Source organism: Dyella sp. ASV21 (assembly GCF_016428975.1).
GTDB lineage: Bacteria > Pseudomonadota > Gammaproteobacteria > Xanthomonadales > Rhodanobacteraceae > Dyella.
The window spans coordinates 75,159-87,704 of record NZ_JAELTT010000013.1 but is presented as its reverse complement, the minus strand read 5'-3'; the positions used below and the strand labels follow the sequence as shown (position 1 = coordinate 87,704).

The window sequence follows — 12,546 nt, the reverse complement described above, 5'->3', positions numbered from 1 at the left end:
CGAGCTCACCACCGCGCTGGCGCGCCTGATTCCGTCGCTCACTTTCCCGCGTCCGGCCGCTTCGGATACCGCTGACTCGCAGCGCCCCGCGCAGTTGCGCGGCCTGTCGCCCGATCAGGTGCTGGTGTTGGTGGACGGCAAGCGTTGGCACCCCGGCGCCATCCTGCTCACCAACGGCGTGCTCGGCCGCGGCTCGCAGGCGGTGGATCTCAACACCATTCCGATCGGCGCCATCGACCACATCGAAGTGCTGCGTGACGGTGCCTCCGCGCAATACGGCTCTGACGCCATCGCGGGCGTAATCAATATCGTGCTCAAGAAGGGCGCCCAGGGCGGCGAGGTCGACGTCACCGGCGGCCAGTACTCCGCCGGCGATGGTCGCCAGTGGCAGGGTTCGGCCAACTTCGGCATTCCGCTGGACAACGACCGCGGCTGGATCCGTTTCACCCTGCAGGATGGCAACCAGGACTACACCAATCGCTCCGAACCCAATCGCACGCGCCCCTGGGAGGGCGTGACGCAGCGCTTCGGCGATCCGGCGGTGAAGGACCACAACCTGTTCGTGAACGCGCAGTTCGACCTGACGCCGGGCGTGCAGCTGTATGCATTCGGCCACTACGGCAATCGCGACAGCACCTCACCCGCGTTCTTCCGCAATGTGGCGAGCAGCAACTCGGTGCCGTCGCTTTATCCCAGTGGTTACCTGCCGCTGGAACACGCCGATTCCACCGACCAGTCACTGGTGGTAGGCGTGCGCGGCAAGACCAGCGGCGGCTGGCGTTGGGACGTCAGCGGCAACTACGGCGGCAACCGGGTCTCCTATGCCACGGAGAACAGTGTCAATCGCGCCTTCCTGCATGATTTCGGCTACAGCCCCACCACGTTCCACGACGGCATCCTGCGCTCCACGCAGCAATCGTTCGATGTGGACATCGCCAAGGAATTCACCCCCAGCTGGCTGCCCAATCCGGTCACGCTGGCCTTCGGCGCGGAGTATCTGCGCCAGACCTACCAGATCGACGCTGGCGATCTGCCCTCCTGGTACACGGGCACCTCGGGCGTCTCTGGCGGCGCCCAAGGCTTTGGCGGCTTCCAACCGGTGAACGCCGGCTCCTTCAGTCGCCACGATGTGGCGCAGTACGTGAGCGTGGAGACCAACCTCACCGATCGCTTCAGCGCGTCCGCGGCGTTGCGCCATGAGGATTACAGCGATTTTGGCAACACCACCTCCGGCTCGCTGGCGGGGCGTTTCGATTTCACCAACCGCTTCGCCCTGCGCGGCAGCGTATCCACTGGCTTCCGCGCGCCGTCGCTGGCCCAGCAGCATTACTCGTACACGTCCTCGCTGTACTACGGCACGGGCAATTCGCTGGGCCTGCCGGCGGGTATCTACAACACCGGACTGGTACCGGTAGGCAGCCAGGTCGGGCAGTTGCTGGGCGCGCAGCCGCTCGAGCCGGAGAAGTCGCACAACTACACGCTGGGCGCCGTGTGGAATCCGCTCGATGCGCTGAACCTGAGCGTGGACGTGTACCAGATCGATATCGACAACCGCATCACGCTGTCGAGCAACCTGGCCACCACCTCGCCCTCGGTGCAGGCGTACCTGGCCGCCAACGGTGTCACCAACACCAACTACAGCGGCATCTCCTACTTCACCAATGCAGTGAATACGCGCACCCAGGGCATCGACCTGGTGGCGAGCTACCTCAGCGACTTCGGCAACGACGGTTCGCTGCAATCCACGCTCAGCTACAACTACAACAAGAACAAGGTCACCGACATCAAGGCCAATCCGGCCGTACTCGATCAGCTAGGGGTGAACCTCAAGCGCATCGACCGACGCGACCAGTACGGCCTGCTGGCCGACACCACGCCGCGCAGCAAGCTCATCATCAACGAGATCTACAATCTCGATCGCTGGAGCTTCAACGGCACGCTCACCCGCTACGGACGCTGGGTGTCGTACAACTCCACCAGTCCGGCGCTGGATCAGGTGTTCAGCCCCAAGTGGCTGCTCGACCTGGCGGTGAGCTACAAGGTGGATCGCTGGACCTTCACCGTGGGTAGCGACAACGTGTTCAACACCCATCCCGACAAGGTCATCGCCGCCAACGACAACAACGGTGCACTGCCTTACTCGGTGTTCTCGCCGTTCGGCTTCAATGGTGCCTACGTGTACGGCAAGGTGGCCTATCGCTGGTAAGCCCTCGCCGGGCGCGCCCCGCGGGGTGCGCCCGGCAAACAGCGGCGCCCTTCACCACATCGAAACGATGGCTGTGCGATAGCTAAAGGCTCGTTGCAGCCACCCTCGATGCGGAGTCCTGTCATGCCCAACCACTCAGCCCACCTGAGTCCGCAGTTCATCGAACAACAGCGCCACCGGCTGGAAGCATTGCGTCGCCAGGTATTGGGCGGCGAATGGGGCACCACCGCACAGCGGCGCCATGAAACCGCGCTCCACGACGACGAAGCCGCCGAATACGAAGACGAGGCGCAGGACAGCGCCATCGAGGAAGTACGCCAGGACCAACGCGACATCGACGCGCGGCGCATCGGCGACATCGAGCGCGCCCTGCAAAAGATCAACGACGGTACCTATGGGTTCTCCGACCTGAGTGGCAGCCCCATTCCCCAGGCGCGCCTGGAAGCCACGCCGGAGGCCATCCTCACCGTGCAGGAAGAGGCTCTGCGCGAAGCGCGCCACTGACGCCCCTTGGAAACCGGGGCGAACGCCACGACTTTGAGGGCTGCCCGCCGGCAGCCTTCGCTTGCCGGCCTTGTGCTGGACCGTGGAGGAGCCCTGTCGTGAGCCACCCTGTTGTGTTCGATCTCTCGCCGCCCTCGCCCCTGCAGTTCGATCAACTCGCCGCCGGCCTCACCGCCGACGAACGCGAAGTACTGCTGCATCACGGCACGGAATCGCCGTTCTGCGGCGTGTTGCTCACGGAGAAACGCCCGGGGGTCTATTGCTGTCGCCTGTGCGGCCTGCCGCTGTTCCTGGGTGGCAGCAAGTTCGACAGCCGCACCGGCTGGCCCAGCTTCACCACGCCGTTCGACGAGACGCACCTGAGTTACGTGCGCGACAGCAGCTACGGCATGGTGCGTACCGAGATCCGCTGCGCGCGCTGCGGCAGCCATCAAGGCCACGTGTTCGACGATGGTCCGCCGCCAACGCATCAGCGCTACTGCATCAACTCGGTGTCGCTGGCATTTGTGGCCTCTACCGAGCCGCTGCCCGACAAGCTTCAGCGTGGCGCACCGGAGGGCGCCATCTGGACCCACTTCCCCGGCTGAAAAGCGGCCTCCCGCGCGGGCGACCGGCGAAGCACGCTCAGAAATAAACCTGGGCCCGCATTTCGACGATATGCGGGTTCACCTGCAGGTTGCCGCGATCACTGAAGGCCCACACGTAGTTGGCCTGGAACTTCAGGTGTTCGCCGATGTACCAGTTCGCACCCGCCGTCCAGTCGTGCTCCTTGCCGCCCGTGATGGCGCCATCGTTGAGGTCTAGTTCGCTATAGCGAATAGCCAGCTCGACGGCGCCCCACGGATGCGCTGGACGAATGGCCTGCAAATCGCGGCCGTTGTATCGACGATCCGCTACGTTGCCGTCGCTGTAGTAGCGCGACTCGCCGGTCAAGGTCCAGGTGGCGAACAGGTAATAGCCGTCCGTTTGGAAATTCGGCCTGCCCTGGTACCGATTCACCTGGGCCTTCAGATATTCGCCCTGCACCGACCACGGCCCATCGACCCACAAACCTTCGAACCCCTGCCGTTCCACGCTCTTGCTGTAGGCGAGATTGCCCGAGTCCACCAGCCGCACCGGCGACAGGCCGTCTTCCGGGCGCGCGCGCAGGCGCGCAACGGGCGGCACGGTGCCCTGGCTGGCCCAATCGAGGTTCTCCTGTGATGCGGACACGCCCAGGTGCACCACTTCGCCCGGGCGATTGACCGGCACCCAGGCGATGCGCCCGGCCCAGGTATGCCCCGGGTTGTTGCCGTCAAAATCCTTGCGCCAGAAGTAGTCGCCGATGTTGACGATCAGGTGTGGGCGTATCCAGGCCCAGTCGACGCCAGCACGACGCCCCTCCCAGATGGCCTGCGTGGGCAGCGCTGTTTCGATAAAAGTGGTCGCCGAGCTGCTGGTCACACCCTCGAAGCCCACCGGCGTCTTGGAATAGCCGAAGCGAACATTGCCGATGTCCTTGCCGATGACGCCGCCGCTGCGAAAGCGCACAAAGGCATCGGCCCATTGCTTGGCCTGGTAGTCGTATTGGGCGATGGCGTCATACACACCGGGCTTGCGCAGGTAGAGACCGAAGTAGCGCCGCCGATTGGTGGCGGCATCTTCGAGTCGACCGCCATCGTTGGAGAACCGATTCACGTCGTACTGATAGAGCACGGCCAAGCCAAAGTCCGTGCCATCGCTGGCCGTCACATGGGTGGGCCAGTTGCTGTAAAGGTCATAGGTGTCGGCCAGGCATGCCAGGGGAGTGGCCGCGGCCAGCACGCCCACGGTCATGACGAAGCGCGCCCTGATACCGCCCTTACGCTGGCCTGCGTGCAACCACTTCATGGGCTCCCCTCCCATCGACGTGCCACCATGCTGTCCAATCGCCAGTGCGCGCGGAAATGACCTTTGTGCATATGCACATGCTTTGCCCCGCCGCCTGCAACCCATGCAGGCTAACGCTTGTTTCGACATATATGCCTGCCCATGCCGCCTGACTGCATGGTCACGAAAGCTCCACGTCGCACGCCTTACACCTGAGATCCAAGAGCAGGGCTTTCCGGGCGGCAGCCATGACCACCTATCCCACGCTAATCGTGCACAACGCCCGCATCCATACCGGTGTTGCGCATCGACCGGAGGTACAGGCGCTGGCGGTAACCGGGCGGCGCATTGCCGCAGTGGGCACGAATGGCCAGATCCGCTCGCTGGCAGGCCCGGCAACCGTGGTCGTCGACGCGGGCAAGCGCCGTGTCATACCTGGCTTGATCGATGCCCATCTCCACCTGGTGCGCGGCGGACTGAGCTACAACCTCGAACTGCGTTGGGATGGCGTGCCTACCCTGGACGAGGCCATGCAAGGCCTGCGCGCGCAATTGGCACGAACGCCCTCGCCACAATGGGTGCGCGTGGTGGGCGGCTTCAGTCGCCACCAGTTCGCCGAAAAGCGCTTGCCCGCCCTGAGCGAACTCAACGCGCTCGCACCGGATACGCCGGTGTGCCTGCTGCACCTGGGCGAACTCGCCTTGCTCAACCAGGCCGCGCTGCGTGCTTGCGGCTATTCGCGCATGACTCGCGACCCGCCCGGCGCCCATTTCGAGTGGGATCCCTCGGGCGCACCGACCGGCCTGCTGTTGGCGGCACCGGAGACGCAGCCGCTCTATGCGATCCTGGCGCAGGCTCCCTCGCTACCGCTGGAATACCGCACCAACGCCACGCGTCACTTCATGCGCGACCTCAATCGCCTGGGCGTGACCAGCGTGATCGATGCCGGCGGCCCGGAACTGAACTACCCGGACGACTACCAGGCCATCGAGGAACTGAGCCAGCACCACCTGCTGACGGTTCGTATCGCCTATCACCTGGCCGCCGCCCATGCCGGTGCGGAAGCCCATGATTTCCAGCACTGGGCCACGCTTATCCATCCCGGCGAAGGCGACGAAAGCTACCGCTGCAACGGCGCGGGCGAAATCCTGCTGCAAGCCGCCAACGACCTGAGCAACTTCGCCCAACCGCGCCCGGAGATGGCGCCCGGCATGGAGCAGGAACTGGAAGCCGTGCTGCGCCCCTTGATGGCACGCCATTGGCCCTGGCGGCTCCATGCCACGTATGACGAAACCATAGGACGCGTTCTCAGCTTGCTCGAACACCTGCATGCCGAGCAGCCGCTGCAGGCGCCATGGTGGTTCGACCATGCGGAAACGGTATCGGACCATAACCTGCAACGCATTGCCCGGCTGGGCGGTGGCGTGTGCGTGCAGCCGCGCCTCGCCTATCAGGGAGAAACCTTCGCCGAGCGCTACGGCCCACGCGCCGCCGCCACATCACCACCGCTGCGCCGCATGCTGGCGCTGGGCCTGCCCGTTGGCGTGGGCAGCGGCGGCCCTCGCATGGCCAGCTACGACCCGTGGGCCGCCCTGCACTGGTTGTGCACCGGCAAGACCTGCGGCGGCCGGGAGCTGCGCCCTGCCGAGCAATGCGTGGATCGCGCCACGGCGCTGGCCTTGTATACCCGCGCCAACACCTGGTTCACCGGCGAAGTGGGCAGCAAGGGCCAGCTCGATGTGGGGCAGCTTGCGGATTTCGCCGTGCTGTCGCAGGACTATTTCGAGGTGCCTGATGACGCCATCCCGCATATCGTCGCCGAACTCACGGTGATGGACGGCCAGGTCGTGTACGCCAGCGACCCGTTCCATGCGCTCGACCTGCCACCACCGCCGGCCCTGCCTGAATGGTCGCCGGTACATCACGGCAGTCATTGCTGGCGCCCCGACTCGACAAACCCGGACAGCACCACGGCGCGGCAAGCCGGGCCACAGCGTAGCGTCTCAGGCTGAGTCCGCTGCCGGCACAGGGCGACGCGTCGCGTTTTCTGGGAAAATGACCCGTCGGCGCCTCCTTGCGGGTGCGCCCGATCAGGACCAGGACGCGAATGAACAACGTCATTGAGTTGGTGGGTTTCGACGGCGACGACACGCTGTGGCATAGCGAAGGCTATTACCAGTCCGCACACGGCGAGTTCGAGCGAATCATCGGCGAATATGTGGACCTCGCCGACCTGCGGTTGCACGATCGCCTGCTCGCTACCGAGCGCCGCAACATCAAGCTGTTTGGCTATGGCGCCAAGGGCATGACCCTTTCGATGCTGGAGTCGGCCATCGAGATCACGCAATCGCGCATCAGTGCGAGCGACCTGCATCGCATCATCGAGCTGGGCAAGCAGGTGCTGGCGCATCCGGTCGAGCTGCTGCCGGGCATCCGCGAGGCGGTCGAGGCGGTCGCCGAGCACCATCGCGTGGTGTTGATTACCAAGGGCGACCTGTTTCACCAGGAGCACAAGGTCGCCCACAGCGGACTCGCCGACCTGTTCCATCGCATCGAAATCGTGTCCGAGAAGGACGAACGCGCCTATCGCAACGTACTCGAGGAACTCGCCACGACGCCGCAGCGTTTTGCCATGGTAGGGAATTCGCTGCGCTCGGATATCGCTCCCGTGGTGCAACTGGGCGGCTGGGGCGTCTACATGCCCTATCACGTGACCTGGGCACACGAGACCGACACGGATTTCATCGACCAGGGTTCGCATGTGGTGCAGGTGGAAGGCCCCTCGGGCATCGCCCACGCCCTGACGGAGTTGCAGGCTCGTGCGGCCGCCTGAAACCACCACCGCGCTCGCCGCTGATGCGGGCGATGCAGTCAGGTACTCGCTGGCGCAGGACCAGGCGCGTCTGCGCGACTTTATCCAGGCGCATCCGCGCCTCTTTGTGCTCACGGGCGCGGGCTGTAGCACCGATTCGGGCATCCCGGACTATCGCGACACGGATGGTGGCTGGAAACGGGCCCAGCCCGTGACCTACCAGGCCTTTATGGGCGACCGGCATACCCGCCAGCGCTACTGGGCACGCAGCCTGGTGGGCTGGCGCCGTTTCGGTCGCGCGCACCCCAATGCCACCCACCACGCACTGGCACGGCTGGAGCAACGCGGGCATATCGTCACCCTGCTCACCCAGAACGTAGACGGCCTGCACCAGGCCGCGGGCCAGCAGCGCGTGATCGACCTGCACGGTCGCCTGAACGAAGTGCGCTGCATGGCGTGCAGCTTGCGCCTGCCACGCGACAGCTTTCAGCAGCAACTCGTGCAGCGCAACCCGGCGTGGGCCGAACTGGACGCCGGTGATGCGCCCGATGGCGACGCGGATCTGGACGCGCGCGATTTCACCCGCTTCGACGTACCTCCATGCCCCGCCTGTGGCGGCATCATGAAGCCCGACGTGGTGTTTTTCGGTGAGAACGTTCCGCGCGACCGGGTTGACGCTGCCATCACGTCACTGAACGAGTCGGAGGGTGTCTTGGTGGTCGGCTCTTCGTTGATGGTGTTCTCCGGCTATCGCTTTGTGGCGGCCGCCGCACGCGATGGCAAGCCGGTGGCCGCAGTCAACCTGGGCCGGACACGTGCCGACCCCCTGCTCACCCTGAAGATCGAACAATCCTGCGCCAACGCCCTGGCATTCATCACCTGAAGCGCGGCAGTGCGCCGCTCGCGCGTTGTCACAATTTGATGCACAGTAGCCATCCCGGACGTTTGGTAACCATCCCATGAGTGCCAGGTTGCAGCATCAGGTCGCGACACCACGCATCGCTGAGCCGCGCGTCAAGCCTCGACCAGCGGGCAAGTCGGCATTTGAAGAACTGTGTCGCACGGTGGAGGGTTACCTGTCCAAGGCGAGCGATGCGCGCAAACGCCTGCTCGACGGCCCCTACGATGCCAAGCTGCTGCACGCCTGGCGCGTGAGTCTGCGCCGCGTCACGGCAACGCTGAAAGACATCGCCACGCTTTCCGACGACGACCTGGGTGATGTACTGGATTATCTACGCCACTGTCGCGAAGCCACCGGCTCATGCCGCGACCTGGACATCCTGGTGCAGGAGACGCTGCCTGGTTTCATCAACCAGGCAGGCAGCAAACGCAACGATCACGGCGCCGTCCAGCAGCACCTGCTCGAGCAACAACAACGCGCACATCGGCAAGCCATGGCTGCTTTGCGCAAACACAGCCTGGTGGTGCCCTTGCGGGCGTGGCGCCGCTGGGTGGATACCCTGGAGCCGCCCAGCGACAAGGCTGTCCGCAAGGCCGCCGCGGCCGCCATCGAGCAGCGTTACGTCACGCTTAAAAAGCGCGCGGAGAAACTCGATGGCGGACAGAAGCGCCTGCATCGCTTGCGCAGCGCCGCCAAGAAACTGCGCTACAGCATCGAGCTGTATCAACACGCCTTCCCCAAGCACACTGCCAGCACGTGGCTGAAGCCATTGGCCGAGCTGCAAACGCATCTTGGCCTGGCGCACGATCGCATGATGGCGCGCCGCATGTTTGGCGAGCTCGTTGCCACCGAGCACGCACAGGGACTCACCAAGCCATTTCGACGCTGGAGCAAGCGCACCGGCTACGTCGCCGCCGAGCAGGCCATGCATGCGCTGACGGCGCTGGACGACCTTGAGCCCTACTGGCGCAGCCGCGCGCATTGACAACGCTCGCCGGTTGCATCGATGCAACCCCTAGCGACGGGCGCGGAAGAACTCGCGCAACATCACGGACGACTCCTCGGCCAGCAGGCCGCCCCGCACCGCCACGCGATGATTGTGCCGATCGGAAACCAGCGTATCGAATACGCTACCGGCCGCACCGGTCTTGGGATCGGTAGCGGCATACACCACACGCCCAATGCGGGCATGCACCAGCGCCATGGCGCACATGGCACACGGCTCCAGCGTCACGTACAAGGTGGCGCCCGGCATGCGGTAATTGCTGAGCCGCTCGCCCGCTGCGCGCAACGCCATGATCTCGGCATGCGCACTGGGGTCGTTGAGCGTGATGTTGCGGTTCCAGCCCAGGCCAATGATCTCCTCACCCTGTACCAGTACGGCCCCCACCGGCACCTCGCCCTCGGCATCGCGGGCATGCGCCGCCAGTTGCAGGGCGCGACGCATATAGCCCTCGTCCTCGGCGGAGAACGGCGTGGAAAGCGGGAGATCGTCGGTCATCGGTTGGGTAGGCGGCAGATACGGCGCGCCATTCTATCGCCCAACCCGTCGCCACGGCCCGCCCGGTGCGCCGCATTCACCGCGAGCGTGCATCGGTTGCGCTGAAATCCGCCTGATCGATGGTGCCATCACTCCACTGGATGGGCGCCATTCAACCATTCCGCAGCGCGCTGCATACGCATGGCAACGAACCCAGGAGACGCAGCTCATGGCATCCGCCCCCACACCCACCGCCCTGATCGTCGGCGCGTCGCGCGGCCTGGGCCTCGCACTGGCCGAGGAGTACCTGAAACGCGGCTGGCAGGTCATCGCCACGGTTCGCGGTCACCACCCCGGTCAACTCCACGCGCTGGCCGCCAAGGTCGGCGGACGGCTGGAGATCGAGCAGTTGGACATCAACTCGCCCGCGGAGCTGGAGGCATTGCACCAACGACTGATCGGGCGACGCCTTGATCTACTGTTCGTCAATGCAGGGGTAGCCATCGAGGCCGAGAAGCCGATTGGCGAGGTCAGCACCGATGCCTTCATCGATACCATGGTGACCAACGCGCTCAGCCCGATGCGGGTCGTCGAGACGCTGGCCCCGCTGGTGTCGGCCGCAGGCAGCATCGCCGCCATGTCGTCAGGACTGGGCAGCGTCAGCGGCAATGTCGACGGCGGCTGGGAGGCCTATCGGGCCAGCAAGGCCGCCTTGAATACCCTGATGCGCTGCTTCGCGGCGCGCCACGCGGGCGATACGCGTTCGCTGCTGCTGATGGCGCCGGGCTGGGTGCGTACCGACATGGGCGGGCCCGAAGCGGTGTTGTCGGTGGAGGAAAGCATCCCGCGCGTGGTCGATGTGATCGCCGCCCACGCCGGCCATCACGGCCTGCGGTTCCTCGACTACCGGGGCGACACCGTGCCCTGGTAAACCCCAAAAGAAAAAGCCCGAACTTCGATCGGTTGGAAAACCTTCTTGAAGTTCGGGCCGGATCAGGCGGCGAGAAAACTCACTCCCACTCGATGGTGGCGGGTGGCTTGCCACTTATGTCATAAACGACGCGAGAAACACCACGCAACTCATTGATAATGCGATTGGAAACCTTGCCGAGGAAGTCATACGGCAGGTGCGCCCAATGCGCCGTCATGAAGTCGATGGTCTCCACCGCGCGCAGCGCGATCACCCATTCATAGGCGCGCGCGTCGCCCACCACGCCTACCGACTTCACGGGCAGGAACACGGCGAAAGCCTGGCTGGTCTTGTCGTAAAGATCCCAGGCGCGCAGCTCTTCGATGAAGATGGCGTCGGCACGGGCCAGCAGTTCGGCGTATTCGGGCTTCACTTCGCCCAGGATGCGCACGCCCAGGCCGGGGCCCGGGAACGGATGGCGATAGACCATCTCGCGCGGCAGGCCGAGTTCCACGCCGATGCGGCGCACCTCGTCCTTGAACAGCTCACGCAACGGCTCGACCAGCTTGAGCTTCATGTGCTCGGGCAGGCCGCCCACGTTGTGGTGGCTCTTGATCACATGGGCCTTGCCGGTCTTGCTGCCGGCCGACTCGATCACGTCGGGGTAAATGGTGCCCTGTGCCAGCCACTTGACCTGACCGTGGCCGGCGGCGGTGACCTTGGTGGATTCCTCGTCGAAGATCTCCACGAACAGGCGTCCGATGATCTTGCGCTTGGCCTCCGGGTCGGCCACGCCCTCCAGTGCCGCGAAGTAGCGCTCGGCCGCGTTGACGCGGATGACCTTGACGCCCATGTGCTCGGCCATGGTGGCCATCACCTGGTCGCCTTCCTTCCAGCGCAGCAGGCCGGTGTCAACGAACACACAGGTGAGCTGCTTGCCGATGGCACGATGCAGCAACGCGGCCACGACGGAGGAATCCACGCCACCGGAGAGGCCCAGCAGTACATGATCGTCGCCCACCTGCTCACGCACGCGGGCGATCTGGTCCTCGATGATGTGCGCGGCGGTCCATAGGGTCTGGCAGCCACAGATTTCCGTGACGAAACGCTGCAGCAGCGCAGTGCCCTGCCTGGTGTGCGTCACTTCGGGATGGAACTGCACGCCGTACCAGCGCTTGTCCTCGTTCTCCATCACGGCGACCGGGATGCGGTCGGTGGTACCGGTGATGGTGAAGCCCGGCGGCGCCTTGGCGACGTGATCGCCGTGGCTCATCCACACATCCAGGCGGTGCGCATCGCCGTGATCGCTCAGGCCGGCGAACAGGCGGCTTTGCGCGGTGATATCCACCTGGGCGTGGCCGAACTCGCGGGCATCGGCGGCCTCGGTAGCGCCACCCAACTGGGCGGCCAGGGTCTGCATGCCGTAGCAGATGCCAAGGATGGGCAGCCCCGAATCGAACACTTCCTGCGGCGCCTTGGGCGCGCCCGGCAGCGTGGTCGATTCCGGACCACCGGACAGGATGATGCCCTTGGCGCCAAAGGCGGCGATCTCGGCGGGGTCGTGGTCCCACGCCCAGATTTCGCAGTACACGCCAATCTCGCGCACGCGACGGGCGATCAGCTGCGTGTATTGCGCGCCGAAGTCGAGGATAAGGATTTTGTCGCTATGGATATCGGTCATGGCGGCGAAAGTCAGAGTTCGAAAAAGAGAAAGGTCGGAACGTCGCAACGCCCCGACCTGCGAATAGCTTCATGCCCGTCATCCCGGCACAGGCCGGGATCCAGCGACTTTTTTCGCAGCACCGAAGGCGCTGGATTCCAGCCTTCGCTGGAATGACGATTCAGCATGAGCGGGGAGCGGCGAGACATGGCGGACAACGCTCGC

At 65.0% G+C, this 12,546-nt stretch carries 11 protein-coding genes; 8 read left to right on the top strand and 3 right to left on the bottom strand.

The features are described from left to right. The 3 genes from JHD67_RS06970 to msrB all read left to right on the top strand — a co-directional run. A partial coding sequence (locus tag JHD67_RS06970; protein ID WP_199098445.1) for a TonB-dependent receptor occupies positions 1-2,206 on the top strand: 2,206 nt, incomplete at its 5' end. A gap of 123 nt (positions 2,207-2,329) precedes the next feature. After that, entirely contained in the window at positions 2,330-2,710 is a 381-nt protein-coding gene (locus JHD67_RS06965; protein ID WP_199098444.1) for a TraR/DksA family transcriptional regulator, read from the top strand. A 98-nt stretch (positions 2,711-2,808) separates the two neighbouring features. After that, complete coding sequence (gene msrB / locus JHD67_RS06960) at positions 2,809-3,297, top strand: peptide-methionine (R)-S-oxide reductase MsrB (protein ID WP_199098443.1); 489 nt, start codon at positions 2,809-2,811, stop codon at positions 3,295-3,297. 37 nt (positions 3,298-3,334) lie between these two features. On the opposite strand, the gene JHD67_RS06955 is transcribed toward msrB, so the two are convergent. Continuing rightward, entirely contained in the window at positions 3,335-4,579 is a 1,245-nt protein-coding gene (locus tag JHD67_RS06955) for a porin (protein ID WP_233171686.1), read from the bottom strand. Between the two features lie 227 nt (positions 4,580-4,806). Between JHD67_RS06955 and JHD67_RS06950 the strand changes: the two genes are divergently transcribed. The 4 genes from JHD67_RS06950 to JHD67_RS06935 all read left to right on the top strand — a co-directional run bounded on the left by JHD67_RS06950 (position 4,807) and on the right by JHD67_RS06935 (position 9,256). After that, positions 4,807-6,570, top strand: coding sequence for an amidohydrolase (locus JHD67_RS06950; RefSeq protein WP_199098442.1), 1,764 nt, complete (start codon positions 4,807-4,809; stop codon positions 6,568-6,570). A gap of 95 nt (positions 6,571-6,665) precedes the next feature. Then, positions 6,666-7,391, top strand: a complete 726-nt coding sequence (locus JHD67_RS06945; protein WP_199098441.1) for an HAD family hydrolase — start codon at positions 6,666-6,668, stop codon at positions 7,389-7,391. A gap of 49 nt (positions 7,392-7,440) precedes the next feature. Further along, positions 7,441-8,253: an NAD-dependent protein deacetylase gene (locus tag JHD67_RS06940; RefSeq protein ID WP_199098446.1), complete on the top strand. Its 813-nt coding sequence runs from the start codon at positions 7,441-7,443 to the stop codon at positions 8,251-8,253. Between the two features lie 76 nt (positions 8,254-8,329). Next, positions 8,330-9,256, top strand: a complete 927-nt coding sequence (locus tag JHD67_RS06935) for a CHAD domain-containing protein (RefSeq protein WP_199098440.1) — start codon at positions 8,330-8,332, stop codon at positions 9,254-9,256. A gap of 30 nt (positions 9,257-9,286) precedes the next feature. Here the strand turns inward: JHD67_RS06935 and tadA are convergent, their stop codons facing one another. Further along, entirely contained in the window at positions 9,287-9,772 is a 486-nt protein-coding gene (gene tadA, locus JHD67_RS06930) for a tRNA adenosine(34) deaminase TadA (protein ID WP_199098439.1), read from the bottom strand. A gap of 208 nt (positions 9,773-9,980) precedes the next feature. On the opposite strand from tadA, the gene JHD67_RS06925 reads away from it, so the two are divergent. Further along, the gene (locus JHD67_RS06925; RefSeq protein ID WP_199098438.1) at positions 9,981-10,682 is read left to right on the top strand and encodes an SDR family NAD(P)-dependent oxidoreductase; all 702 of its coding nucleotides are present in this window, start codon (positions 9,981-9,983) and stop codon (positions 10,680-10,682) included. 79 nt (positions 10,683-10,761) lie between these two features. Here JHD67_RS06925 and guaA read toward each other — a convergent pair whose 3' ends face one another. Continuing rightward, a complete protein-coding gene (gene guaA, locus JHD67_RS06920) occupies positions 10,762-12,342 on the bottom strand; it encodes a glutamine-hydrolyzing GMP synthase (protein ID WP_199098437.1) in 1,581 nt (526 codons plus the stop codon). Positions 12,343-12,546 lie beyond the last annotated feature (204 nt).

Bases quoted from the DNA above. Each gene is read 5' to 3' on its own strand.
- JHD67_RS06965 (WP_199098444.1), top strand. From the start codon at position 2,330: ATGCCCAACCACTCAGCCCACCTGAGTCCGCAGTTCATCGAACAACAG.
- guaA (WP_199098437.1), bottom strand. From the start codon at position 12,342: ATGACCGATATCCATAGCGACAAAATCCTTATCCTCGACTTCGGCGCG.
- JHD67_RS06935 (WP_199098440.1), top strand. From the start codon at position 8,330: ATGAGTGCCAGGTTGCAGCATCAGGTCGCGACACCACGCATCGCTGAG.
- JHD67_RS06955 (WP_233171686.1), bottom strand. From the start codon at position 4,579: ATGAAGTGGTTGCACGCAGGCCAGCGTAAGGGCGGTATCAGGGCGCGC.
- JHD67_RS06950 (WP_199098442.1), top strand. From the start codon at position 4,807: ATGACCACCTATCCCACGCTAATCGTGCACAACGCCCGCATCCATACC.
- tadA (WP_199098439.1), bottom strand. From the start codon at position 9,772: ATGACCGACGATCTCCCGCTTTCCACGCCGTTCTCCGCCGAGGACGAG.
- JHD67_RS06925 (WP_199098438.1), top strand. From the start codon at position 9,981: ATGGCATCCGCCCCCACACCCACCGCCCTGATCGTCGGCGCGTCGCGC.
- JHD67_RS06945 (WP_199098441.1), top strand. From the start codon at position 6,666: ATGAACAACGTCATTGAGTTGGTGGGTTTCGACGGCGACGACACGCTG.